The organism is Frigoribacterium sp. CFBP 13729 (assembly GCF_014841875.1).
Lineage (GTDB): Bacteria > Actinomycetota > Actinomycetes > Actinomycetales > Microbacteriaceae > Frigoribacterium.
In genome coordinates this window covers 847,124-871,087 of record NZ_JACYUR010000001.1, presented here as the reverse complement: position 1 = coordinate 871,087, position 23,964 = coordinate 847,124, and the positions used below count along the sequence as shown (strand labels likewise).

The window sequence follows — 23,964 nt, the reverse complement described above, 5'->3', positions numbered from 1 at the left end:
TCGACGCGCGTCGACGATGAGTGTCACACACGCGCAGGAGGCGCGCAACAACCCGTGCTAGCGGCGCGTCGCACCGGCACGAGCGGCAGGACGGACGGCGCCGCGGGAGTCGAGGGGCGGGGGCGCGGAACTGCCCCGGACGACGAGCTGCGGGGCCACGAGGAGGTGCGGCGCGTCGAGCCGGCATCCCTCCAGCCGGTCGACGAGGTGGTCGACGGCGGCCGCAGCGAGCTCGACCCCGGGCGGCGAGACGGTCGTGAGCGGCGGCGAGGTCATGTCCGCGGCGAGGTCGCCGATGCTGAGGGCCACCACCGAGACGTCTCGGGGGATCGAGCAGCCGGCGAACGCGGCCGCCTGCACGAAGCCGGCCAACGCCGTCTCGTTGAACGCGACCACCGCGGTGGGACGTGCCGGCGAGGCGACGAACGCGTCGAAGGCCGTGCGGCCGCCCGTGACCGAGACGGGGGCGTGGTGCACCTCGAGGGAGAGGCCCGCCGCGCGCGCCGCGTCGCCGAGGGCCCTCGAGGCTCTCGTGAGCGGGCCCGAGCCGCGCTCGTGCGAGCCGACCGACTGGCTGAGGAAGAACGCCCGCTCGTGGCCGAGGTCGACGAGGTGCTGCACGGCCAGGCGCCCCAGCGCGTCGTAGTCGGCGTCCACGAACCAGAGGCCGGCCACGTCGTCGGGGCGGCCGATGTTCGTGAAGGGGACCCGCGCCTCCGTCAGGACCGGCACGCGGTCGTCCTCCGGCGTCAGCTCCATCAGGACGACGCCGTCGACCAGGCCCTCGCTCACGAGGCTCTCCAGGCCCTCGACGTCGTCGATCGGGGTCGACCAGAGCAGGAGGTGGTAGCCGCGTTCCCGCGCCCGGTCCGTGGCCGCCGCGACGTACTCGAACTCGGACGACGTCACGCCGCGCCTGCCGTACGGGTAGTGCAGGGCCAGGATGCCGCCCCGCGAGCCCGCCAGGCCGCGGGCGAAGGCGTTCGGCGTGTAGTTGAGCTCGGCCATGGCCGCCTCGACTCGACGGCGGGTGGCGTCCGAGATCGTCCGACGGCCGCTGAGGGCGTACGAGACGGTGCTCGACGAGACGCCGGCCAGGCGCGCCACGTCGTCACGGGTCGCTGGTGCCATGCTCGTCCACCTCGTCGTCGGTCGTGCGCACAGCATACGAGCGCCGACCCCGATGAGCGACGAGCGTCGGGTGGGAGGGAGCTGCTGCGCAGGCCACACCGGTCTCCGTGCCTGTCTGTCCAGACCCGAGCGGCCCGCTCCGGCCGCGGGCGGCCTACGCGGGCCACACCGGTCGGAACTGCACCGAGATGCGCGGCCCGACCGCCTTGCGGGTCTTCGCGATCGCGTGCTCGTGCGTGCGCTGGCTGCTGCCGCCCATCACGAGCAGGTCGCCGTGGCCGAGGGGGAAGCGCTGCGCCCTGCCCGTGCGGCGTGACCGGATCGCGAGGGTGCGCGGGGCGCCGAGGGACAGGATGCCCACCATCGTGTCGCGGTCGATCGTGCGGCCGACCCGGTCGCCGTGCCAGGCGATGCTGTCGTCGCCCGTGCGGTAGAAGCAGAGCCCGGCGCGGCGGAACAGCTGCTCGTCGGGCGCCCCGCGCCGGGTGGAGTACCACCGGTTCAGCTCGTCTCGCGCCGTGCCGAGCACGGGGTCGGGCAGCACGTCGCGCTCGCCGTAGGACGACACCAGCCGCGGCACCTCGACCACCCGGTCGTACATCGTCCGCGTGTCGGCCTGCCAGGGGACCTCGGCCACGAGGCGCTCGAACATCGCGTCGCTGCCCGTCGCCCAGCCGGGCACGAGGTCGAGCCACGCGCCGTCGTCGAGGGGCAGGTGCTGCACGGCCCCGTCGAGGTCGCGGAGGCCGGTGCCCTGCCTCGTGACGGGGCCCGCGCCCGTGTCGGCGTCGTCGTCGAGGCCGTCCAGCAGGGAAGAGGTGAAGGTCGTGCTCATGCCCCTCAGCCTAGCCGACCGTTCGAACACGCGTTCGAGCACGCTCGTGGTCACCACCGGGGCGCGACGACCTCGGTCGCCGCCGGTCCGGTGAGCTCGTGCGCCACGCCGTCGACGTCGACGTCGACCAGCACTCCGCCCCAGAACGACACCTGCAGCCTGCCCTGGTAGACCCAGAGCCGCTCGCCCGACGACCGGTCGAAGGCGACGACCGTCGAGCGGCCGCCCGAGCTGCCGTAGGCGAACGCGTAGCCGACGGTGCGTCCGGTCGCCGCCGGCACCGCGCCTCCCGGCAGCTCGACGACCGAGGTCGTGGCCCCGTCCGCCCCGTCGAGCACGCGGAGCGCGAGCGACCCGTCGTCCCCGGCGGTCGCCGCCGCGAAGAGGTCGTCGTCGGTCTGGCCGGCGAGGCCGTCCACGCTCACCGCTCCCCGGCGGTCGTGGCTCCAGCGGGTCTCGCCCGTGTCCCAGTCGACGCAGCTGACGCGGTCGTCCGCGACGTCGGTGACGACGAGGCACGTGCGAGCCGCGCTCGGTGCCCCCTGCACGTCGGGCGAGGTCGTCCACCGGGTCCGCCCGTCGAGGTCGACGGCCGTGAAGCCCCCCGATCGACCGGTGGACGACACGATCAGGTCGTCGTGCACGAGCGGGCCGACCAGGGCGTCCAGCCGTGTGCCCCAGTCGTGCTCGCGGCCCGTCCGCGGGTCGACGGCCACCGTGCCGTCCGGGGTCGACACCAGCGCCCGGTCCGGCAGCGCGAGGACGACGCCCGTCGTCGTGCCGGCACCCCGCCACGTCACGTGCCCGAGGTCGTCCGCGTCCCGGACCTCGTACCGGTAGGCGCCCCCCGCGGACGGCTGGCGTCCCGTGAGGACGACACGCCCCTCCGACTGGAACTGGTCGCTGTCCGTCGTCGTCCACGGCGCGGAGCCGTCGACGACCCGACCCGTCGCGGGATCCAGCGCCACGAGCTTCGAGAGGGCGCCGCCCGTTGTGCGCAGCAGGAGGCGGTCGGGGTCGCCCGCCGGGCCGATCGCCGAGGCGGAGAGCACCTCGGCCCCGTCGAGGTCGCCCAGGTCGGCGAAGTCGTCCCGGGCGTCGTGCACCCAGGCCATGCGGCCGTCCGTCGTGTCGAGCAGCCCGACCCGCGACCCGACCTGCCGGGTGTCGCTGCCACAACCCGCGTCGTTCGCGAAGCCGTAGGTCCAGGCCGGTGCAGCGCGGACGAGCACGAGGCCGTCGTCGCCGACGGGCACCGAGGGGAACCGCAGGCAGAGGGCCGGCGCGCCGGGGGCGAGCGCCCCGGCGAGGTCGACGGTCCAGCCGGAGGCGGTCGGCGCCTCCCTCAGGTCGACGGTCGACGTGCCCTGCCAGGGCGACAGCCCGCCGTACACCGGCTGGCCGGGGACGAGCGCGGCGGTGACCGCCACGGCGGCGAGGACGAGGGCGAGGTAGCCGAGAGCGAGGCGACGGCCGGGTGCGAGACGACGCCACCAGCGCGGGCCCGGCGCGGCCGGACGGCCCGACGGGCTGCCGGTCGTGCTGCCCGGGGGCGGTGGGACCTGGTGCCCGTCAGCCTCCTCGGCGGCCGTCGTCCGTTCCCGAGTCGTCGGCTTCTCCCAGACCACCGCGGCCCTCGGCCGCGAGGGCTGCCACGGGGCGCCCGGCGCCGTCACGAGGTGCTCCCGACGCGGGTGCGGTCGACGAGACGGGAGGCGGAGGCGGAGTCGTCCACGACGACGAGGGCGCCGCCCCAGAACGCGACGCGGCCGGTCGACGTCGACGTCCAGAGCCGGCGTCCGCTCGACGCGTCGTACGCGCTGACCGCGTCGGGGCTGGTTCCCGAGTCGTCGGTCTCGACGTAGACGACGGTGCGCGACGCGGCGACCACCTCGTCGGACGGGCCGAGCGGCAGGGCGACACGGCGCGAGCCGTCCGACACGTCGAGGGCGGCCAGCTCGGGGCCGTCGTCGCGCTGCGCCACGACCCAGACGTCGTCCCGCGACTGCCCCGGCACGGGCACGACCCGGGCAGGGCCGCCCAGGTCGCGGCTCCAGAGCACCCGCCCGTCTCCCCGGTCGAGGCAGGTGACGGAGGAGGCGTCGGGCGACAGGGCGAGGACGCACCGGTCCGTCACGTCGAGGGCGCCTGCCTCGACGGGGGTCGTCCACCGCCGGTCGCCGAGCGGGTCGACGGCCGACACGGTCGGACGGGACCGTCCCGCTCGCTCGACCACGTAGAGGGAGCCGTCGCCGGCCGGGCCGACGGCGGCCGTCTCGAGGGTGGTGCCCCGGCCCCGGCCCCTGCCCCGTTCGAGCGGACGCGCCGCGCCGGTCCGGCCGTCGACGAACGAGCTGCGGCCGTCCGCCTCGACGACGACGCCCGACTCCAGCAGCAGGGGAGTGGTGCCCACGTCGGCCCGGCCCTGCCAGACGGGCTCGGTGAGGTCGCCCGCGTCGACGAGGAAGAAGCGCCTCGACGCGTCGTCGGTGCCGCCGACGGCCCGCAGCTGCAGGCGTCCGACGGCGGCGACGCTCACGGCGGGCAGGTCGCGGCGCCCGCGCGCCACCTCCTGCGAGTCGCCTCCGTCGAGGTCGAGCGCGACCTGCGCGGCGCCGCCCGAGGTCTGGACCTGGACCAGCACGCGGCCGGCGGCCGGGACGACCTGCGTCGCCGGGATGGCCAGGGCGTCCGCGTCGGGCACGTCCGCCGCGAGGTCGTGCACCCAGCGGACGCGGCCCGTCCCGGCCTCGACGAGCGCCACGCGGCTCGTGTTCCCCGACACGGCGGCGCGGCGACAGCCGGTCGAGGACGCGGCGTCGTCGGTCTCGAGGTCGACCGAGGTGCCCACGGCGACGAGGCCGTCGACGGCGGCGGAAGGCCAGACGTGCACGCAGCTCGGGGGCACGTCGGGCGCGAGGAGGCCGGCGAGGTCGAGGGTCCACGCAGCATCCGTCGGCAGGCGTCGCAGCTCGTCCGCGACGGGCGTGCCGGACGCCGGACCGCTGCCGTAGCGGGGGACGACCGCGACCCCGACGACGAGCACGGCCGTGGTCGCGAGGGCGAGGGCGAGGTAGGCGGAGCGCAGGCGGGACGACGAGGAGGCGGTCGTCCGGCGCCGACGTCGGGGCGCCTCCTCGTGCGGCACGGCAGGGGAGAGGCGCGAGCTGGACGGCAGGGAGGCGGGCTGCGCCGCGCCGGCCTCCGGCGCGTCGGCACGGCGGCCCGCGCCGGGACGGGCCGGCAGCCAGGGAGCGTCGTCTCGCACCATGCTCGGTCGACCTCCTCGTCGGGCGGGCCCGCCGCCGCACGACGGAGGACCTGGTACCAGTCAGGACCCGCGAGGTGCCGCGCGCCCACCTCGTGTTCGGAGACCTCGGCCGCGGCGCTCGCCGGGGGAATGCCGGGCGCCCGCGGCCGCGTTGCACCCGGCAGCGCGTCGGGCAGGGGCCAGGAGGCGCTGGCGTAGACTTCGACGATCATTCCGACCGAGACACCCGAGGAGAGGGGCGTGCCCGTGGGCAGGACGCTTGCCGAGAAAGTGTGGGACGACCACGTCGTCGTCAAGGGCGAGGACGGCGCCCCCGACCTTCTCTACATCGACCTCCACCTCCTCCACGAGGTCACGAGCCCGCAGGCCTTCGACGGGCTCCGGCAGGCAGGGCGGCCGATGCGGCGCACCGACCTGACGATCGCCACCGAGGACCACAACACCCCGACCCTCGCGATCGACAAGCCGATCGCCGACCTCACCAGCCGGACGCAGATCGAGACGCTCCGCCGCAACACGGCCGAGTTCGGCGTCCGGCTGCACCCGCTCGGCGACGCCGAGCAGGGCATCGTCCACGTCGTGGGGCCGCAGCTCGGCCTCACCATGCCGGGCATCACCGTCGTCTGCGGCGACTCGCACACCTCGACGCACGGCGCGTTCGGCGCGATGGCCTTCGGCATCGGCACGAGCGAGGTCGAGCACGTCATGGCGACGCAGACCCTGCCGCTCAAGCCGTTCAAGACCATGGCGGTCACCGTCGAGGGCACGCTGCGGCCCGGCGTGACGGCGAAGGACATCATCCTGGCCGTGATCGCCCAGATCGGCACCGGCGGCGGCCAGGGCTACGTGCTCGAGTACCGCGGCAGCGCGATCCGCGCCCTCTCGATGGAGGGGCGCATGACGATCTGCAACATGTCGATCGAGGCCGGCGCCCGGGCAGGCATGGTCGCCCCCGACCAGACCACGTTCGACTACCTCGAGGGCCGCGACCACGCCCCGACCGGAGCCGACTGGGACGAGGCGGTCGCCTACTGGAAGACCCTCCCGACCGACGACGACGCCGTGTTCGACGCCGAGGTGTTCCTCGACGCCGACTCGCTCGAGCCGTTCGTCACCTGGGGCACGAACCCGGGCCAGGGCGTCTCGCTGAGCGACTCCGTGCCCGACCCCTCGACCGTCGTCGACCCCAACGAGCGCGCCGCCGCCGAGCGCGCCCTCGAGTACATGGCCCTCGAGGCCGGCACGCCGATGAAGCAGATCCCCGTCGACGCCGTGTTCATGGGCTCGTGCACGAACAGCCGCATCGAGGACCTGCGGGCGTTCGCGTCGATCGTGCAGGGCAAGACCAAGGCCGAGGGCGTCCGCGTGATGGTCGTGCCGGGCTCGGCCCGCGTGCGGCTCGAGGCCGAGGCCGAGGGCCTCGACAAGGTCTTCACCGACTTCGGCGCCGAGTGGCGCTTCGCCGGCTGCTCGATGTGCCTCGGCATGAACCCCGACCAGCTCGCCCCGGGCGAGCGCTGCGCGTCGACCTCGAACCGCAACTTCGAGGGCCGCCAGGGCAAGGGCGGACGCACGCACCTCGTGTCGCCGCTGGTCGCCGCCGCGACCGCCGTCCGCGGCACGCTCTCGTCCCCGTGGGACCTGTCGGCCGACGAGGCGGGCGCCGTCGGCGCGGCCGGCGCGGCCTCGGCGACCCCGATCCACGACCAGGTCGCCGCCGAGCTGACCGGCCAGACCGCAGGAGGCGCGTCCTAGTGCAGAAGTTCACCGTCGTCACCGGCGTGGCCGCGCCCCTGAAGCGCTCGAACGTCGACACCGACCAGATCATCCCGGCCGAGTTCCTCAAGCGGGTCACCAAGACCGGCTTCGAGGACGCGCTCTTCTTCTCGGCGCGCCAGGACCCGGACTTCGTGCTCAACCGCCCGGAGTACCAGGGCGCGCGAGTGCTCGTGGCCGGCCCCGACTTCGGCACCGGCTCGAGCCGGGAGCACGCCGTCTGGGCGCTCCGCGACTTCGGCTTCGACGTCGTGCTGAGCTCGCGCTTCGGCGACATCTTCCGGGGCAACTCGGGCAAGCAGGGCCTGCTGAGCGCCGTCGTGGCCGAGGACGACATCGAGCGGATCTGGGCGGTCGTCGAGGCGAGCCCCGGCATCGAGATCACGGTCGACCTCGCCGCGCAGACCGCCACGGTCGGTGACCTCACGGTCTCGTTCGAGGTCGATGCCTACACTAAGTGGCGCCTCCTCGAGGGTCTCGACGACATCGGACTGACCCTCCGCGACGAAGCCGCGATCACAGAATTCGAAACCCGCCGCGCCGCCTGGCGCCCGAAGACATTGCCGGTGAAGTAAGTGAACTCTCTCGTCCAAGACGCAGCAGCTGCAGGGGCCCGTGTCGGCCTGAAGTCCGATGAGATCGTCATCCGCGGCGGCAAGCCGCTGATCGGTCGCATCGAGGTGCGCGGGGCGAAGAACCTCGCCACGAAGGCGATGGTCGCCGCGTTGCTCGGCGACACCCCGAGCATCCTGCGCGACGTGCCGGACATCAGCGACGTCAACGTCGTCCGCGGCCTGCTGTCGGTGCACGGCGTCCGCATCACCGACCCGGCCCGCGGCGAGATGATCCTCGACCCGGCCAACGTCGAGTCGGCGCACTTCGCCGAGATCGACGCACACGCCGGCTCGAGCCGCATCCCGATCCTCTTCTGCGGCCCGCTGCTGCACCGGCTGGGCGAGGCGTTCATCCCCGACCTCGGCGGCTGCCGCATCGGCGACCGTCCCATCGACTTCCACCTCGACGCGCTCCGCGCCTTCGGTGCGGTCGTCGACAAGTCGTACAACGGCATCCACCTGACCGCGCCCGACGGGCTCAAGGGCGCGAACATCGAGCTTCCCTACCCGAGCGTCGGCGCGACCGAGCAGGTCCTCCTCACGGCCGTGCTCGCCGACGGCGTCACCGAGCTCCGCAACGCGGCGATCGAGCCCGAGATCATGGACCTCATCGCCATCCTGCAGAAGATGGGCGCCATCGTCTCCGTCGAGCCGAACCGCGTCATCTTCATCGAGGGCGTGAAGACGCTCCGTGGCTACACGCATCGGGCCATCAACGACCGCAACGAGGCCGCCAGCTGGGCGAGCGCCGCGCTGGCGACCAAGGGCGACATCTTCGTCGAGGGCGCCGACCAGAAGGACCTGATGACGTTCCTCAACGTCTTCCGCAAGGTCGGCGGCGACTTCGACGTCCACGAGGACGGCATCCGCTTCTTCCACCCCGGCGGCGAGCTCAAGCCCGTCGTCGTCGAGACCGACGTGCACCCCGGCTTCATGACCGACTGGCAGCAGCCGCTCATCGTGGCGCTCACCCAGGCGCAGGGCACCTCGATCGTGCACGAGACGGTCTACGAGAACCGCTTCCAGTTCACCGAGGCGCTGAACGACATGGGCGCCGACATCACCGTCCACAAGGAGGGCCTGCCCGGCCACGACCGCCGCGTCGCCCGTCGCGAGTTCGAGCAGGCGGCTGTCATCAACGGCCCGACCGCCCTGCACGGCGCCGACATCCGCGTCCCCGACCTGCGCGGCGGCTTCAGCCACCTCATCGCCGCGCTGACGGCCGAGGGCGAGTCGAAGATCAGCAACGTCGGCATCATCAGCCGCGGCTACGAGCACTTCATCGCGAAGCTGCGCAAGCTGGGCGCCGACTTCGACTTCCAGGGCTGATCGCGACGTGAGCGACGCCTCCTCGCCGACCCCGCCGGCCGGCGGGGTCGACGCGCCCCTGGTCCAGACGCCTCGCCGGGTCGGCCGCTTCGGTCGCGGCAAGGAGAAGAGCGCCGTGTTCCGGGGCGTCGCCGCCGTCGGCGCGCCGCTCTTCGACCGGCTCGCCCGCATCGAGGTGCGCGGCGCCGAGAAGCTCCCGCCCGAGGGTGCCTTCGTGCTCGCGCCGAACCACTACACGAACATCGACCCCGTCGTCGTCGCGCGGCTCATGTGGACCCTCGGACGCGTGCCGAGGTTCCTCGCCAAGGCGTCGCTCTTCCGCGTGCCCGTCTTCGGCTCGCTGATGCGCGCCATGGGGCACGTGCCCGTGGAACGCGGCGGCCGCACGCACGACAGCGACCCGCTGCAGGCGGGGCGCGCCCTCGCGACCAGCGGCGGGGGAGTGATCATCTACCCCGAGGGCACGCTCACGCGCGACCCCGACCTGTGGCCGATGAAGGGCAAGAGCGGTGCCGTCCGGCTCGCCCTCCAGGCGGGGGTGCCGCTCATCCCGATGGCGCACTGGGGCAGCCAGCACGTGATGGGCCGCTACTCGGCGAAGATCAGCCTGTTCCCGCGGAAGCGCATCGTCGCCGCGATCGGCGACCCCGTCGACCTGTCGCCGTGGCGAGGCCGCCACCTCGACCAGGCCGCCTACACCGAGGCCACGGCCCTCGTCATGCAGCGCATCACCGAGCTGCTGGCCGGCCTCCGCGACGAGGAGGCGCCCGCCGAGCAGTGGGACCCGCACACGAAGCACCAGAAGGAGACCGGACGCTTTGAGCAGCCGTGACGAGAGCAGCCGTGACGACGGCAGCCGCGACGTGGCCGGCGACGCCGGTCGAGGCGCCGGGACGAGGGAGGACGCCATCGGGGCCCTCGGCGAGGGGGCCGTCACCACGGAGGCGATCTCGGTCGTGATGCGCAGCGCCGTGCCCCGCACGGTGGCCGTTCTGGGCTCCGGCAGCTGGGGCACCACGTTCGCGAAGGTCCTCGCCGAGGGCGGGGCGGACGTCACCCTCTGGGCCCGGCGTCCCGAGGTCGCGCGCGAGATCACCGAGAGCAAGCGCAACAGCGACTACCTGCCGGGCATCAACCTGCCCCGCACCCTCGTGGCGACGCCCGACGTGGCCGCGGCGCTCCGTGGCGCCGAGCAGGTGTACCTCTCGGTGCCCAGCCAGACCCTCCGCGAGAACCTCGCCGCGGTGCGTGAGCTCGTCCCGCGCGGCGTCCCGGTGGTCAGCCTCATGAAGGGCGTCGAGAAGGCGACCGGCCTGCGCATGAGCCAGGTCATCGAGCAGGAACTCGGCATCGACCCCGACCTGATCGCCGTCGCCTCGGGCCCGAACCTCGCCCTCGAGATCGCGAAGCGCCAGCCGACCGCCGCCGTGGTCTCGTCGCAGAGCCTCGAGACCGCGACGCTCGTCGCCGCCACCGCGACCAACCCGTACTTCCGTTCGTTCGTGAACACCGACGTGATCGGCACCGAGTTCGGCGGGGTCCTCAAGAACCTCATCGCGGTGGCCATCGGCATCGTCGACGGGGTCGGCTACGGCGAGAACACGAAGGCGTCGATCATCACCCGCGGCCTGGCCGAGATGACCTCGTTCGCGGTCTCGTTCGGGGCGAAGGCCGAGACGCTCGCGGGGCTCGCGGGCCTCGGCGACCTCATCGCGACGTGCGAGTCGCCGCTCTCGCGGAACAACACGGCCGGCCGCCTCCTCGGCCAGGGCTACGCCTTCGGCGACGTCGTCCGGCAGATGAACCAGACGGCCGAGGGGCTGAGCTCCGTCGCGCCGATCCTCGAGCTGGCCCGCTCGCGAGGGGTCGACATGCCCATCGTGCAGCAGGTCGCCGAGGTGCTCGCCGGTACGCTCGACCCGCGGAACATCGCGCCGCACCTGACCGAGACCGACGAGCCCCAAGGCGAGTAGCGGCAGGAGGCGCGGCGTCCGTCACGGACGCGACCCGCGCCTCCTGCCTGCTCACGCGGGCCGGCGGCGCCGAACCACCTGAAGGGCCCCTCGATGACCACCACCACCCCCGCCACGACCGCGGCCCCTGCGACCGGAATCCCGATGAGCGTCGAGAAGCAGACCGTCGTCGTCCTGTTCGGCGGTCGCTCGAGCGAGCACTCGATCAGCTGCGCCACCGCCGGGGGCGTGCTCGCCGCGATCGACCGCGACCGCTTCGAGGTGGTGCCCGTCGGCATCACCCGGGAGGGCGCGTTCACGCTGCAGCCCGACGACGCGGCCCTCTTCGCCCTCGACGCCGAGTCGCTCCCGGAGGTGCGCGACAACGGCACCCGCGTGCGCTGGCCCGAGACCGCCGCGAGCCGCGGGCTGAGCGTCGTCGAGCCCGACGGCGGGGTCCGCCTGCTCGGCGACGTCGACGTCGTGTTCCCCATCCTGCACGGCCGGTTCGGCGAGGACGGCACCGTGCAGGGCCTGCTCGAGCTGGTCGGGCTGCCCTACGTCGGCGCGGGCCTGCTCGCGTCCGCCGTCGGCATGGACAAGCACTTCACCAAGACCGTGCTGCAGCAGGCCGGGATCGCCGTCGCGCCGTGGCGCACGGTGCGTCGGGCCGAGTGGACGAGCGCCCCGGAGGCGGTGGCCGCCGAGGTCGCCTCGCTCGGCTTCCCGCTCTTCGTCAAGCCCGCGCGCGCCGGCTCGAGCGTCGGCGTCTCGCGTGTCGACCGCCCGGACCAGCTGGCCGCCGCCATGCAGGTCGGCCTCGCCGAGGACCACAAGGTGCTCGTCGAGGCGGGCGTCGTCGGCCGTGAGATCGAGTGCGCGGTGCTCGGCGGACGCGACGGCGGGGCCCCGCGCACCTCGGTCGCGGGCGAGATCGTGCTCAGCGACGAGACCTTCTACGACTTCGAGTCGAAGTACCTGGGCGGGGCGGGCGCGGACCTGCTGTGCCCGGCGCCCCTGGCGGACGACGAGCTGGCCGAGATGCAGCGGCTCGCCGCCCTCGCCTTCGAGTCGATCGACGGCACCGGGCTCGCCCGGGTCGACTTCTTCCTCACCGACGGGGGCTGGGTCGTCAACGAGGTCAACACGATGCCCGGCTTCACGCCGATCTCGATGTTCCCGGCCTGCTGGCTCGCGAGCGGCCTGAGCTACCCCGAGCTCATCACCGAGCTCGTCGAGCTGGGGCTCGCGACCGACCGCTGAGCGGGCCGCCCCGGTCGGGGGCGTCGTCGGCGGGGGTGCGGCGGTCGATCCGCGCGCGGCTCAGGGCGCGGGTGACTCCGACGGCGCGTCGGTCGAGGTGTCGGCGGGGTCGCCGACGCTCCGCAGGTCGTCCACGCCGACGCAGCCGCGACCGTCCTCCGGCAGGTAGCCGACGGCGTCGGCGAGGTCGAAGAGCGCCGTGCTGCCGACCTCGGCACTGACCACGACCTGCACGGCGGGGGTGCGGCCGTAGGTCGTGAACGTGAAGGTGTCCCCGTCCTCGGGGCCGTCGTCCGACAGCCAGTCGACGCCCTGGACGTCGTTGCAGGGCAGGTCGGAGATCGCGGGGGACTCGACTCCGCAGCGCAGCAGCACCGTCGAGGGCGTGCCCCAGGCACCCGTCCCCTGCGCGTCGGTCTCTCGCCGCTGCTGAGGGTCGGAGTCCGGCCCGACCGTGTCGGGCAGGTGCACGACGACCTGGGCGCAGTCGGGGTCGTTCGCGCCGTCGGCGGACTGCATCGGCACGGCGGCCGTGCACCCCGAGAGGATCGACGCGGCGACGACGCCCAGCGCGACGACGAGGGAGGGGCGCAGGAGGCGGCGGGACGGAGCGGACATCCCGGCCAGGCTACCGTCGACCCCATGGAACGATCCTCCAGGTCTCTCGACGCTGCCGACACCGCTGCCGCTGCCGACACCGCTGCTGCTGCCGACACCGCTGCTGCTGCCGACACCGCCGACACCGCCGACACCGTCGAGGCAGTCGGCGAGCTGGCCACCCTCGCGCGCATCCTGCCCCGCCTGCCCCGCGGTCTCGACACGCAGCTCGGCCCGGGCGACGACGCCGCCGTCGTCGCCGCGCCCGACGGCCGCTTCGTCGTCACGACCGACCTCATGGTGCACGGTCCCGACTTCCGGCGCGCCTGGTCGACGCCCCACGACCTCGGCTGGAAGGCCGCGGCCTCGAACCTCTCCGACGTGGCGGCCATGGGCGCTCGGCCCACCGCCCTCGTGGTCGCGCTGGCCGTCCCGGGCGACACTCCCGTGGTCGACCTGGAGGGGCTCGCCGACGGGCTCCGCGACGCGTGCGCGGCCATGGCGCCCGGCTGCGGCGTCGTCGGCGGCGACCTGTCCGTCTCCGCGGTCTTCACCGTGGCGGTCACGGCGTTCGGCGACCTCGACGGTCACGACCCGGTCCGCCGCGACGGTGCCCGCGTCGGCGACGTCGTCGCCGTGTCCGGTCCGCTCGGCCGGGCCGCCCGGGGACTCGACCTGCTCTTCCGCCTCGGGGTCGACCACGACGGCGTCCCCGACGCCGCCCTCGCCCGTGAGGTGCGCGACCGCGACGCCGACGTCGGCTGGCAGCTGGCGCCCACGCCGCCGATCGCCGACGGGCCTGCCGCGGCCCTCGCCGGGGCCAGGGCCATGCTCGACCTGTCCGACGGCCTCGCGCTCGACGCGTCCCGGCTGGCCCGCGCCTCCGGCGTCGTGCTCGACCTCGAGTCCGCGGCCCTCGGAGCCGACCCCCACGCCGCCCTCGCCGGGGGAGAGGACCACTCCCTGCTCGCGACGTTCCCGGCTGACGCGGACCTCCCCGGCGGCTTCCGCCGGCTCGGCACGGTCCGCGAGGTCGGGGGAGGCGCCCCTCGCGTCGCCGTCGACGGCCGCGACCTCGGCGAGCCCGGCGGCTGGGACCCCTACCGCCTCTGGAGCGGCCAGCAGGGCTGACCTGCCCCGGTCGCTGCTCGGGCGTCGGACGTCAGGCGTCGCGCGTCGCGAACCAGACCGTCGTGTCGCCGTACGACTTGCGGGCGTCGAGCGTGAGCCCGTCGGGCCAGCCGGGCTCCCCGTCGCGGGAGGCGCGCTCGACGACGACCAGCGCCTCCTCGGCCAGCGACGGGAGCAACGCCGCGAGGTCTGCGGCGAGCTCGGCCGCCGACAGCTCGTAGGGCGGGTCGAAGAAGACCAGGTCGACGAGTCCGGCGCCGCCGCCGAGGTACGACCGGACCGGCTGGGCGACGACGTCGACCCGGGGTGCCTTCCCGGCGGGTGCCCGGCTCACGACGGCGTCGACGTTCTTCCGCAGCGCCTTCGCCGCGGCCGGCGCCTTCTCGACGAGCACGACCGAGGCGGCCCCCCGCGACGCGGCCTCGAGCCCGAGCCCGCCGGTGCCGGCGTAGAGGTCGAGCACCCGGCGTCCGGCGATCTCGTCGCGCGCGTCGAGCGACGAGAACAGCGCCTCGCGCACCCGGTCGCTCGTGGGCCGGGTGCCCGTCTTCGGCACGGCCAGGGTCAGGTTGTCGGCGAAGCCGGAGATGATGCGGGACACGACCCCATCCTGGTGCATCGCCGCAGCCGTTCGAGCAAGTCGACAACGCGGCCCCGAGGAGGCGCGCGACCGGTCGTGGGACCCGCACAAGCAAGTTGTCGGCCGGCACCCCTGCGGGCACGATCGCCCCATGACCAGCGTCGATCGTACTGTCAGGCCCTCGTTCACCAAGTCGCTCTTCGCGGGGCGGATCGCGTCCGAGCTGGCGTTCCCGTACCCGCACATGTCCGGGGCCGAGGCCGCCAGGGTCGAGACGGTCTCGGCGTCGGCCCGGGAGGTGCTGGCCGACTACGACCCGCTGCGGGCCGAGCGCGAGGGCTGGATCGGCGACGACACGGTGCGGGCCCTCGGCGAGCGAGGGCTGATGGGCCTGTTCGTCTCCGAGGAGTACGGCGGGCTGGGGCTGAGCCAGAGCGCCTACTGCCGCGTCTACGAGGAGTTCGGCCGGGTCGACGGCACCCTCGCCACCGTGATGGGCGTGCACCAGTCGATCGGCACGAAGCCGCTGCACCTCTTCGGCACGGACGACCAGAAGGCCCGCTGGCTGCCCGACCTGGCGAGCGGACGGAAGCTCGCGGCCTTCGTCCTCACCGAGCCGAACGTGGGCAGCGACGCCTACGCCCTCGAGACCCGGGCCGAGCGGCAGGCCGACGGGAGCTGGCTGCTGAACGGCGAGAAGCGCTGGATCGGCAACGGCGACAAGGACGTCCTCACGGTCTTCGCCCAGAGCGACCTCGGGCACGTGGCCCTGATCGTCGAGAAGGGCATGGAGGGGCTCAGCACCGGCCCCCGCTTCGAGACCCACGGCCTGAAGGCCAACCACCTCCAGCGCGTGCACTTCAAGGACGTGCGGGTGCCCGCCGAGAACCTGCTCGGCGAGCCGGGCGACGGCTTCCGCATCGCGGTGAACACGCTGAACAACGGCCGCATGTCGATGGGCACGGCCATCGCGGGCGGCATGAAGCGGTTCCTCGAGCTGAGCCTCGAGCACACGGAGGCGCGTCACCAGTTCGGCAGGCCGCTCGCCGACTTCGAGATGGTCGGCGACAAGCTCGCGTGGATGACGCAGCAGATCTACGGCGTCGAGTCGATGTCGTACCTGACCACCGGTCTCGTCGACCGCGGCGACACCGACTTCGCGCTCGAGTCGGCCATGACCAAGGTGACCGCCAGCGACACCGGCTGGTACGCCCTCAACCGCGCGGTGCAGCTGCACGGCGGCGAGGCGTACATGGAGGGGCACCCGCTGTCGAAGGCCCTGCGCGACTTCCGCATCTTCCCGATCTTCGAGGGCGCGAACGACGTCCTCCGCGCCTTCGTCGCCCTCAACGGACTCAAGGCCCTCAGCGAGGAGCTGCCCGACGTGGCGTCCCTCAGAATCGGCGACCCCGGCCGGGCGATGGGCGTGCTGGCGCCGTACGTGGCAGGTCGGGTGCAGCGTCGGATCCGGCCCGAGCGGCCGGTGGGCGTGCACCCCCAGCTCGCGCGCGCCGCGGCCCAGGTGGGGGAGCAGGTCTCCCAGCTGCGCGAGCGGGCCGAGGGCGCCCTCCGCAAGCACGGCAAGCGGGTGCAGGAGGCCCAGCTCGTGCAGAAGCGCCTCGCCGAGGCGGCGTCCGGCATCTACGCGCAGACGGCCGTGCTGTCGCGGGCCTCGGTCGCCCTCGAGGAGGCGCGGGCCGACTCCGACGCCGAGCGTCACCTGGCGATCGGGTTCTGCAAGCAGTCCGCACGGCAGGTCGCGCGGCAGCTGCGGGCCCTCGAGGTGAACGACGACCGGCACGTGACCGCGCTCGCGGCGTCGACCCGCGCCTCCGGCGGGTACTCGTTCCGGCTCTGAGGCGCGGGGTCGGCTCCGCGGACGACCCGGCCCTGTCGGGGGCGCGCAGTAGCGTGGAGACGTGCCCGCGCCCCTGCCCGACCCGTCGCCGCTCGACGCGGCGCTCTCGAGCGCCCTCGGCGGCCGCACGGCCCAGGCGATGCAGAAGGCGTTCGGGCTGCGCACGGTCGGCGACTTGCTGTCGCACTACCCGCGGCGCTACGCCCGTCGCGGCGAGCTGACGGCGCTCGACTCGCTGCCGCTCGGCGAGTCCGTGACGATCGTCGCCGAGGTGCTCGACGTGCGCGAGCGCACCATGCGGGCCCGGCGGGGGTCGATCCTCGAGGTGCGCATCGGCGACGGCGAGGGCATCCTCACCCTGACCTTCTTCAACCAGGCCTGGCGCTCGCGTGACCTCGTGCCCGGGGCGCGAGGCATCTTCGCGGGCAAGGTGGGCGACTACCGCGGCCTGCGCCAGCTGGCGCACCCCGACTACGAGCTGTTCGACGCGTCGCACGAGGCGGTCGCAGGCATCGGCGACGCCGAGGCGCAGGCCTTCGCCCGGCAGCCGATCCCGATCTACCCGGCCAGCGCCTCCGTGGCGTCCTGGCAGGTGCAGAAGTCGGTCGAGGTGGTGCTCGACACGCTGCCTCCGCTCGACGACCCCGTGCCCGCGTCGGTCCGGGCCGAGCTCGAGCTCGTGCCGCTCCGCGAGGCGCTCGAGCTGGTGCACCGGCCCGAGAAGGACAGGGACCACCTGAGGGGCCGCGACGCCCTGCGGTTCCAGGAGGCGTTCGTGCTGCAGAGCGCGCTCCTCCAGCAGCGGGCCCTGCTCCGCACGACGAAGGCGACGGCGCGCTCGGCACGGCCGGGCGGCCTGCTCGAGCGCCTCGACGCGGCGCTGCCGTTCGAGCGCACCTCCGACCAGGTGCTCGTCGGCTCCGAGATCGATCGCGACCTCGCGGCCGACGTCCCGATGAACCGCCTGGTGCAGGGCGAGGTCGGCTCCGGCAAGACCCTCGTGGCCCTGCGCGCGATGCTGGCGGTCGCCGAGAGCGGCGGCCAGTCGGCGCTGCTCGCCCCGACCGAGGTGCTCGCGGGGCAGCACCTCCGCTCGATCGTGCGGTCGCTCGGCCCCGACCTCGCCGCGGAGCTGCGCCCCGTGCTGGTGACGGGGCAGATGAGCACCGCCGAGCGCCGCAAGGCCACCCTCGCGGTGGTGAGCGGGCAGTCCCGGATCGTCGTCGGCACCCACGCGCTGATCAGCGACGCCGTCGAGTTCTGGGACCTCGGCCTCGTCGTCGTCGACGAGCAGCACCGCTTCGGCGTCGAGCAGCGTGAGGCCCTCCGCCGCAAGGGCGCCGCCCCGCCGCACGTGCTCGTGCTCACCGCGACGCCGATCCCGCGCACTGTCGCGATGACCGTCTTCGGCGACCTCGACGTGTCGACGATCACCGAGCTGCCGGCCGGCCGACAGCCGATCGAGTCGTTCGTCGTGCCCCTCGCCGACCGGCCCGGCTGGGCCGACCGCATCTGGCAGCGCTCTGCAGAAGAGATCGCGAAGGGGCGTCAGGTCTTCGTCGTCTGCCCGGCCATCGACGCCGCGACGGTCGAGCAGGGCGAGCCGGCCGCCGGGGCCGAGGCCGGGGGGCCGGAGGCAGGCAGCGCAGGCTCCGCCGCGACCGACGGGACCGCAGGAGGCGCGCCTCCTGCCCCCGAGCGCGCCAGCGTCGAGGCCGTCACGGCCCTCGCCCGCTCGCTGCCGGTGCTCGCGGGCGCCCGGGTCGAGCCGCTGCACGGCCGCATGTCGGCCGACGAGAAGGACGACGTCATGCAGCGCTTCGCCCGCGGCGAGATCGACCTGCTGGTGGCGACCACCGTGATCGAGGTCGGCGTCGACGTCCCCAACGCCTCGACGATGGTGGTGCTCGACGCCGACCGGTTCGGCATCTCGCAGCTGCACCAGCTGCGCGGCCGGGTCGGCCGGGGCGGTCACCCCGGCCTCTGCCTCCTGGTGACGCACGCGCCCGTCGACTCCACGGCACGCGAGCGCGTCGACGCCGTCGCCGGGACGCTCGACGGGTTCGAGCTCGCCCAGGTCGACCTCGAGCTGCGGCGCGAGGGCGACGTCCTCAGCAGCCTCCAGTCGGGCGGCCGGTCGTCGCTGCGCCTGCTGCGGGTGACGACCGACGGAGACCTGATCGGCACCGCCCGCGAGCACGCTGCCGAGCTGCTCGAGGCCGACCCGTCGCTGGGGGAGCACCCCGCGCTCGCCGCGGCCATCGCGCGCCGGCTCGACGACTCGAGCCGCGACTTCATGGCGGCGGGCTGAAGGTCTCCCGGGAGCCACCGGCTAGGGTGACGGCATGAGCAGGATCGCCGTCGTCCCGGGGTCGTTCGACCCGGTCACCCTCGGCCACGTCGACGTCATCGCCAGGGCTGCGGGCATCTTCGACGAGGTGCACGTCCTGGTCGTGCACAACCCCGACAAGACGGCCCTCCTGCCCCTGCCGAAGCGGGTGTCTCTGCTCGAGCGGTCCCTCCGTGACGCGGGCCTGCCGAGCACCGTGTCGGTGCACAGCTGGAGCGTCGGGCTGCTGGTCGACTACTGCACCGAGGTCGGCGCGTCCGTCCTCGTCAAGGGCATCCGCTCCCAGGTCGACGTGGCCTACGAGACGCCTATGGCCATCATGAACCGCAGCCTGGCCGGCGTCGAGACGGTCTTCCTGCTGCCCGACCCGGCCCACGCCCACGTCTCGAGCTCGCTGGTGCGCCAGGTCGCGTCGCTCGGCGGCGACGTGCGGCCCTACGTCCCGACGGCCGTCGCCGACTACCTCGCGACGGCCTGACCCACCCGGCCGGCCGACCCACCCGGCCCGCTGGCCTTCCTTCCCCACCGACCCACCTCCGCCGCACCGCACTCCGAACACGACACGACGCACCACGGACCGATCCAGATCACGCCCGGCACCCGAGAGACGACGACGATGACGACGACCACGACCAGCACCCCCGGCAGCGACGCTCGACGCGACCGGCGTAGGCCCGAGGCCGCGGTCGCGGGCCCGCCGATGTCGCTCGACGAGGTCCAGCAGAAGGCGCGCGGCATCCTCGAGGCCGTGGCCACGGTGATCGACGGCAAGGACGGGGCCATCAGCACGGCCCTCACCGTCCTGCTGGCCGAGGGGCACCTCCTGATCGAGGACGTCCCCGGCGTCGGCAAGACGCAGCTCGCCCGGGCGCTCGCGAAGGCGGTCGACGCGACCGTGACGCGCATCCAGTTCACGCCCGACCTGCTGCCGAGCGACATCACGGGCGTCTCGGTCTACGACCGGGAGCGGGGCGGCTTCCAGTTCGTCCCCGGCCCCGTCTTCGCGAACGTCGTCATCGGCGACGAGATCAACCGGGCGTCGCCCAAGACCCAGTCCGCCCTGCTCGAGAGCCTGGAGGAGCGGCAGGTCACCGTCGACGGCATCACGCACCCCCTGCCGCAGCCGTTCCTCGTCGTGGCGACGCAGAACCCGGTCGAGATGGAGGGCACCTACGCGCTGCCCGAGGCGCAGCGCGACCGGTTCATGGCCCGGATCTCGCTCGGCTACCCCGACGCCGAGAGCGAGTTGCGCATGCTCCGCCAGCGTGAGCGGACGAGCCCCCTCGACGTGCTGCAGCCCCTCGTCTCGCTCGACGACCTGACCCGCATGATCGCCGCCGTCCGCGGCGTCTACGCCGCCGAGGCGGTCGAGCGGTACGCGGTCCGCATCGTGCAGGCGACCCGGGTGCACCCCGACGTCCGGCTCGGGGCGAGCCCCCGCGCCACGCTCCAGCTGATGCGCGCCGCGAAGTCGTGGGCGGCGCTGAACGGCCGCTCGTTCGTGGTCCCCGACGACGTCGACGCCCTCAGCGGGCCCGTCCTCGGGCACCGGATCATCCTCGCGGGCCGCGCCGGGGCAGGTGCGGTCACGGCGGCGTACGACCTCGTCGCCGACGTGGTCGAGGCGACCGACGTGCCGCTCGGCGACCCCGCCGACGCGCGCTGACCGTGGCGCTCGGGCAGGCGCCGCGCCCCACGGCGCGGGGAGCAGGCGTGATCGCCGCCGGCGTCGTCGTCGTGGCGTCCGGCGTGCTGCTCGACTCGACGCCCCTCGTCTTCGCGGGGCTCGTGCTCGTGCTCCTGGTCGTCGTGGTGCTCGTCTCCCTCGTCGTCCGCCGGCCCGACCTCGACGTGACCCGCCGCTTCAGCCCCGGCCGCGGCGTCGCCGGGTGGAGTGTCGTCGAGACGCTCTCCCTCACGCCCCGGGGGAGGAGCCAGGTCGTGGTGCTTCGCGAGGGCCTGCCGTGGAGGGGCGGCCCGTCCGCCGAGTCCGCGACCGTCGCGCTCGAGCCGGGTCGCGCCTCCACCGCCGTGTTCCGCCACGTCGACCTCGTCCGCGGCCGACACCGGGTGGGCCCGCTGACCGTGGACCTCGTCGAGTCGTTCGGCGTCGCACGGCGCCGGACGACCGTCGCCGGCACGCACGAGCTCGTCGTCGTGCCCGAGGTGCTCGACCTCGGGCTCGCGCGCGAGTCGCGGGCCCTCGGCGACGGGGCCCGCCGTCAGCGCGGGCAGAGCCTCACGGGCGCCGAGGACGACCCCGTCACCCGCGAGTACCGTCGCGGCGACCCGATGCGCCGCGTGCACTGGAAGGCCTCCGCACGGCACGACGACCTCATGGTCCGCCAGGAGGAACAACACGGCCTGCCGCACGTGCGCCTCGTCCTGCCGACCTCGCTCGGGTCGTGGGACGACGCGACGACGGGTCCGGGAGGTGCGGGCCGGCACAGCGACTCGTTCGAGTGGGCGCTGTCGGTCGTCGCCACGCTCGCGGTCGAGTGGGGCCACGCGGGCTCCGTCGCCCTCCTGACGACACCGGACGGCGACCTCGTCGCCCGGCACGACCCCGAGACCACGACCGCCTTCCTCGACGCGCTCGCCGACGTCGTCCTCGACGACCCGGCCGGGCCGCCCGCACCGCCCGCCGCGGCTCGGGAGCCGGTCGTCGCCGTCGTGTCCAGCCTCCGGCGCCGCGACCTCGACGTCCTGCTGCGGTCGCGCGCGGTCGGCGCGTCCGCCGTCGCCGTCGTGGTCTCCCCGACCCTCGGCTTCACACACACCGGGCGGTCGGCCACGGACGACGCCCGCGACGCGCCGCTCGGCCCCGACGAGGTCGCGGCCGCGCTGCGGAGCTCGCGGTGGCGGGTCGTCGAGGCAGGCGCGGGCGACGCCGTCGCGGACGTCGTCCGAGGGGCGGGGCTGCTCGATGGCTGACATCACGAAGGACGGACGCACCCCGACCCGCGGCGGTGCCGCCTCCCCGTCACCCCGGACGTCGAGTCCGCGCCCGCCCGACCGGGTCTCGTCGGCCCACGGACGCCCGGCCTCCCCGCCCACGGGCTGGCCCACCAGCCTGCTCGTCTGGCTCACCCTCGCGGCGTCGCTGGCGAGCCTGTCCTCGCTGTTCCAGGGGGCAGGCTGGTGGTTCGCGGGCGCCGGGGTCGCCGCGGTCGTGCTGGGAGCCTCCCTCGGGGCCAGGGCGCTGGGCGCCGGCCCGGTGCTCGGCTGGGTCGCCGGCCTCGTCTCGGGGCTGCTCGTCACGTCGGCCCTGGTCTCGGGCGGCACCGCCGTCCTCGGCGTCGTCCCCACGGCCGCGACCCTTCAGCGCCTCCGCGACCTGGGCGACCAGGCGACGACGACGATCGTCGAGGGCACCGCGCCCGTCGAGGTGCAGGACGGCCTGCTCGCCGTCCTGGTCGCCGCCGTGCTCGGCGTGGCCGTGGTCAGCGACCTCGTCGCGACCGTCGGCCGCCTGCCCGGCCTCACCGGGGCGTTCCCCGCCGTCGTCCTGGCCGTCCCCTCGTTCGTCCCCGGCACGGCCGTCCGGTGGCCCTGGGTCGTCCTCGCGGTCCTCTGCTGGATCGCTCTGCTGGCCGTCTCGACGGGGCGGCGCCCCACCCGGGCGACCGCCGTCGGGGGAGTCGCGGCGGTCGGCGTCGCGGCCCTGCTCACGGCCGTGGTCCCCTTCGGCGGCGTCTCCCCGCTGACCGGGGTCGGCACCGGCACGGGCCTCGCGACCGGCGTCAACCCCGTGGTCGACCTCGGCGACGACCTCCGGCGCGGAGCACCGTTGACGGTCCTGACCTACCGGTCGTCCGACGCGGACGGCACCTACCTGAAGCTGGTCGACCTCGTCGACTTCAGCGGCCGCACGTGGAGCCCCGCCGACGCCGAGATCGATCCGGACGACGGCCTCGACGCGATCCCCGACGCCCCGGGCATCGCCGAGGGGACCTCGCGCCGCGTCGTCAGCACGGAGGTGCAGATCGGTGCCCTCCGCAGCCCGTACCTGCCGGTGCCCGTGCCCCCGCAGACCATCTCGGGGCTCGACGACGGCTGGTCGTTCGTCGACCAGTCGGGCGTGACCGTGCGCAGCACGAGCGAGAGCACCCAGGGCCTCGACTACACGGTCGAGAGCAGGCCGGTCGACCCCAGCCCCGAGCAGGTCGTCGCGGCCCTCGGCGACCAGTCCTCGGACATGTCCGCCTACCTGACGGTCGACGGCGTGCCGCAGAGCGTCACCGACCTCGCGGCCGAGGTCACCGCCGACTCCGCGAACCCCTTCGACGCCGCCGTCGCGCTGCAGGACTACTTCCGCGACGGGGACTTCACCTACTCGGAGGACACCCCGGTCGACGAGGGCTACGACGGCAACGGCCTCGACGCCGTCGAGCGGTTCCTCGAGGTGAAGAGCGGGTACTGCGTGCACTTCGCCTCCGCCATGGCGGTCATGGCGCGCACGCTGGGCATCCCGTCGCGGATGGCGGTCGGGTTCCTCCCCGGCACACCCACGGGCTTCGGCGACGAGACCGCCCGGGCCGTCAGCAGCGACGACCTGCACACCTGGCCCGAGCTGTACTTCGAGGGCCTGGGCTGGGTGCCCTTCGAGCCGACCGTCGGGCTCGGCACGCCGCAGTCGTACCTGCAGGAGACGGGCGTCGAGCCGACGGCCGCGCCCAGCGCGCCCGACGAGGCGACCCCCGAGCCCTCGGCCGACGAGCCCTCCGCCGTGCCGAGCGCGGCCGGCCCGACGCCCGGCGCGGAGGAGACGCAGGGCGCGTCCGCTCAGTCGGGCGCCTCGAGCCCCGTCGCCGTGGCCGGCGGCGCCCTGGGCCTCGCCGTCCTCGCCGCCCTGCTCGTCGTGCCCTCCGGCATGCGCCTCGCCCGCCGTCGGCGCCGGCTCACGGCGAGTCCGCCCGACCGGGCGCTCGGCGCGTGGCGGGAGGTGCTCGACACCGCCCTCGACCTCGGCGTGGCGCCGCCGGCCGGCGCGACGCCCGCCACGGCTGCGGCCGCGCTCGACGTCGTCCTCCGCTCGGCGACCCGTCCCGACGAGGAGGCGCGGCGCGCCCTGGCCTCGTTGGCGGCGGCGCTCGAGGCGGAGCGGTTCGGCGGCGACCCCGCGGGGGCCGCTGTCGCGGACGACGCTCGACGGGTGCTGCGGGCCCTCCGCGCCTCCTCGCCCCCCGGCCGCCGCGTGGCGGCGACGCTGGCCCCGCGCTCGCTGGTGAGGCCGTCGGAGGCGAGATCGGGCGTGGGCGCGTAGAGTCTTCCCTC

General features: G+C 74.5%; 19 protein-coding genes. 13 read left to right on the top strand and 6 right to left on the bottom strand.

The features are described 5' to 3' along the window. Nucleotides 1-57 precede the first annotated feature (57 nt). From IFT77_RS03870 to IFT77_RS03855, 4 genes are all read right to left on the bottom strand, one after another. Nucleotides 58-1,131 carry a LacI family DNA-binding transcriptional regulator gene (locus IFT77_RS03870; RefSeq protein WP_192042006.1) on the bottom strand — a complete coding sequence of 358 codons (1,074 nt, stop codon included), beginning with the start codon at nucleotides 1,129-1,131 and terminating at the stop codon, nucleotides 58-60. A 154-nt stretch (nucleotides 1,132-1,285) separates the two neighbouring features. After that, nucleotides 1,286-1,966 (bottom strand): alpha-ketoglutarate-dependent dioxygenase AlkB, encoded by a 681-nt coding sequence (locus tag IFT77_RS03865; RefSeq protein WP_192169246.1) that lies wholly within the window; start codon nucleotides 1,964-1,966, stop codon nucleotides 1,286-1,288. A 50-nt stretch (nucleotides 1,967-2,016) separates the two neighbouring features. Then, the gene (locus IFT77_RS03860) at nucleotides 2,017-3,594 is read right to left on the bottom strand and encodes a PQQ-binding-like beta-propeller repeat protein (RefSeq protein WP_192169245.1); all 1,578 of its coding nucleotides are present in this window, start codon (nucleotides 3,592-3,594) and stop codon (nucleotides 2,017-2,019) included. A 44-nt stretch (nucleotides 3,595-3,638) separates the two neighbouring features. Beyond that, the gene (locus IFT77_RS03855; RefSeq protein WP_192169244.1) at nucleotides 3,639-5,237 is read right to left on the bottom strand and encodes a PQQ-binding-like beta-propeller repeat protein; all 1,599 of its coding nucleotides are present in this window, start codon (nucleotides 5,235-5,237) and stop codon (nucleotides 3,639-3,641) included. Nucleotides 5,238-5,483: 246 nt separating this feature from the next. Here IFT77_RS03855 and leuC point away from each other — a divergent pair, with 246 nt between their 5' ends. From leuC to IFT77_RS03825, 6 genes are all read left to right on the top strand, one after another. Further along, nucleotides 5,484-6,992 (top strand): 3-isopropylmalate dehydratase large subunit, encoded by a 1,509-nt coding sequence (gene leuC / locus IFT77_RS03850; RefSeq protein ID WP_192042360.1) that lies wholly within the window; start codon nucleotides 5,484-5,486, stop codon nucleotides 6,990-6,992. Further along, a complete protein-coding gene (gene leuD / locus IFT77_RS03845; RefSeq protein WP_123546460.1) occupies nucleotides 6,992-7,588 on the top strand; it encodes a 3-isopropylmalate dehydratase small subunit in 597 nt (198 codons plus the stop codon). The genes leuC and leuD overlap by 1 nt, the downstream gene beginning before the upstream one ends. Next, nucleotides 7,589-8,956, top strand: coding sequence for a UDP-N-acetylglucosamine 1-carboxyvinyltransferase (gene murA, locus IFT77_RS03840; RefSeq protein WP_123546459.1), 1,368 nt, complete (start codon nucleotides 7,589-7,591; stop codon nucleotides 8,954-8,956). Between the two features lie 7 nt (nucleotides 8,957-8,963). After that, on the top strand, nucleotides 8,964-9,788 hold the full coding sequence (locus IFT77_RS03835) for a lysophospholipid acyltransferase family protein (protein WP_371740916.1): 825 nt from the start codon (nucleotides 8,964-8,966) through the stop codon (nucleotides 9,786-9,788). Between the two features lie 127 nt (nucleotides 9,789-9,915). Continuing rightward, nucleotides 9,916-10,929 (top strand): NAD(P)H-dependent glycerol-3-phosphate dehydrogenase, encoded by a 1,014-nt coding sequence (locus IFT77_RS03830; RefSeq protein ID WP_192042358.1) that lies wholly within the window; start codon nucleotides 9,916-9,918, stop codon nucleotides 10,927-10,929. 93 nt (nucleotides 10,930-11,022) lie between these two features. Then, the gene (locus IFT77_RS03825) at nucleotides 11,023-12,171 is read left to right on the top strand and encodes a D-alanine--D-alanine ligase family protein (protein WP_371740915.1); all 1,149 of its coding nucleotides are present in this window, start codon (nucleotides 11,023-11,025) and stop codon (nucleotides 12,169-12,171) included. A gap of 60 nt (nucleotides 12,172-12,231) precedes the next feature. Here the strand turns inward: IFT77_RS03825 and IFT77_RS03820 are convergent, their stop codons facing one another. Beyond that, on the bottom strand, nucleotides 12,232-12,789 hold the full coding sequence (locus tag IFT77_RS03820) for a DUF3515 domain-containing protein (RefSeq protein ID WP_192169243.1): 558 nt from the start codon (nucleotides 12,787-12,789) through the stop codon (nucleotides 12,232-12,234). Nucleotides 12,790-12,813: 24 nt separating this feature from the next. Between IFT77_RS03820 and thiL the strand changes: the two genes are divergently transcribed. Further along, the gene (gene thiL, locus IFT77_RS03815; protein ID WP_192169242.1) at nucleotides 12,814-13,899 is read left to right on the top strand and encodes a thiamine-phosphate kinase; all 1,086 of its coding nucleotides are present in this window, start codon (nucleotides 12,814-12,816) and stop codon (nucleotides 13,897-13,899) included. Nucleotides 13,900-13,930: 31 nt separating this feature from the next. On the opposite strand, the gene rsmD is transcribed toward thiL, so the two are convergent. Further along, entirely contained in the window at nucleotides 13,931-14,500 is a 570-nt protein-coding gene (gene rsmD, locus IFT77_RS03810) for a 16S rRNA (guanine(966)-N(2))-methyltransferase RsmD (RefSeq protein ID WP_192042000.1), read from the bottom strand. Nucleotides 14,501-14,630: 130 nt separating this feature from the next. On the opposite strand from rsmD, the gene IFT77_RS03805 reads away from it, so the two are divergent. The 6 genes from IFT77_RS03805 (at nucleotide 14,631) to IFT77_RS03780 (ending at nucleotide 23,953) form a co-directional block, all read left to right on the top strand. Further along, entirely contained in the window at nucleotides 14,631-16,337 is a 1,707-nt protein-coding gene (locus IFT77_RS03805; protein ID WP_192169241.1) for an acyl-CoA dehydrogenase family protein, read from the top strand. 139 nt (nucleotides 16,338-16,476) lie between these two features. Continuing rightward, the gene (locus tag IFT77_RS03800) at nucleotides 16,477-18,648 is read left to right on the top strand and encodes an ATP-dependent DNA helicase RecG (RefSeq protein WP_192169503.1); all 2,172 of its coding nucleotides are present in this window, start codon (nucleotides 16,477-16,479) and stop codon (nucleotides 18,646-18,648) included. A gap of 34 nt (nucleotides 18,649-18,682) precedes the next feature. Next, a complete protein-coding gene (gene coaD, locus IFT77_RS03795; protein ID WP_192169240.1) occupies nucleotides 18,683-19,165 on the top strand; it encodes a pantetheine-phosphate adenylyltransferase in 483 nt (160 codons plus the stop codon). Nucleotides 19,166-19,387: 222 nt separating this feature from the next. Further along, nucleotides 19,388-20,353 (top strand): MoxR family ATPase, encoded by a 966-nt coding sequence (locus IFT77_RS03790; RefSeq protein WP_123547275.1) that lies wholly within the window; start codon nucleotides 19,388-19,390, stop codon nucleotides 20,351-20,353. Nucleotides 20,354-20,400: 47 nt separating this feature from the next. Beyond that, nucleotides 20,401-21,621, top strand: a complete 1,221-nt coding sequence (locus IFT77_RS16700; protein WP_192169239.1) for a DUF58 domain-containing protein — start codon at nucleotides 20,401-20,403, stop codon at nucleotides 21,619-21,621. Beyond that, nucleotides 21,614-23,953: a DUF3488 and transglutaminase-like domain-containing protein gene (locus IFT77_RS03780; RefSeq protein ID WP_192041996.1), complete on the top strand. Its 2,340-nt coding sequence runs from the start codon at nucleotides 21,614-21,616 to the stop codon at nucleotides 23,951-23,953. Before IFT77_RS16700 ends, IFT77_RS03780 begins: the two co-directional genes overlap by 8 nt. Nucleotides 23,954-23,964: the final 11 nt, after the last annotated feature.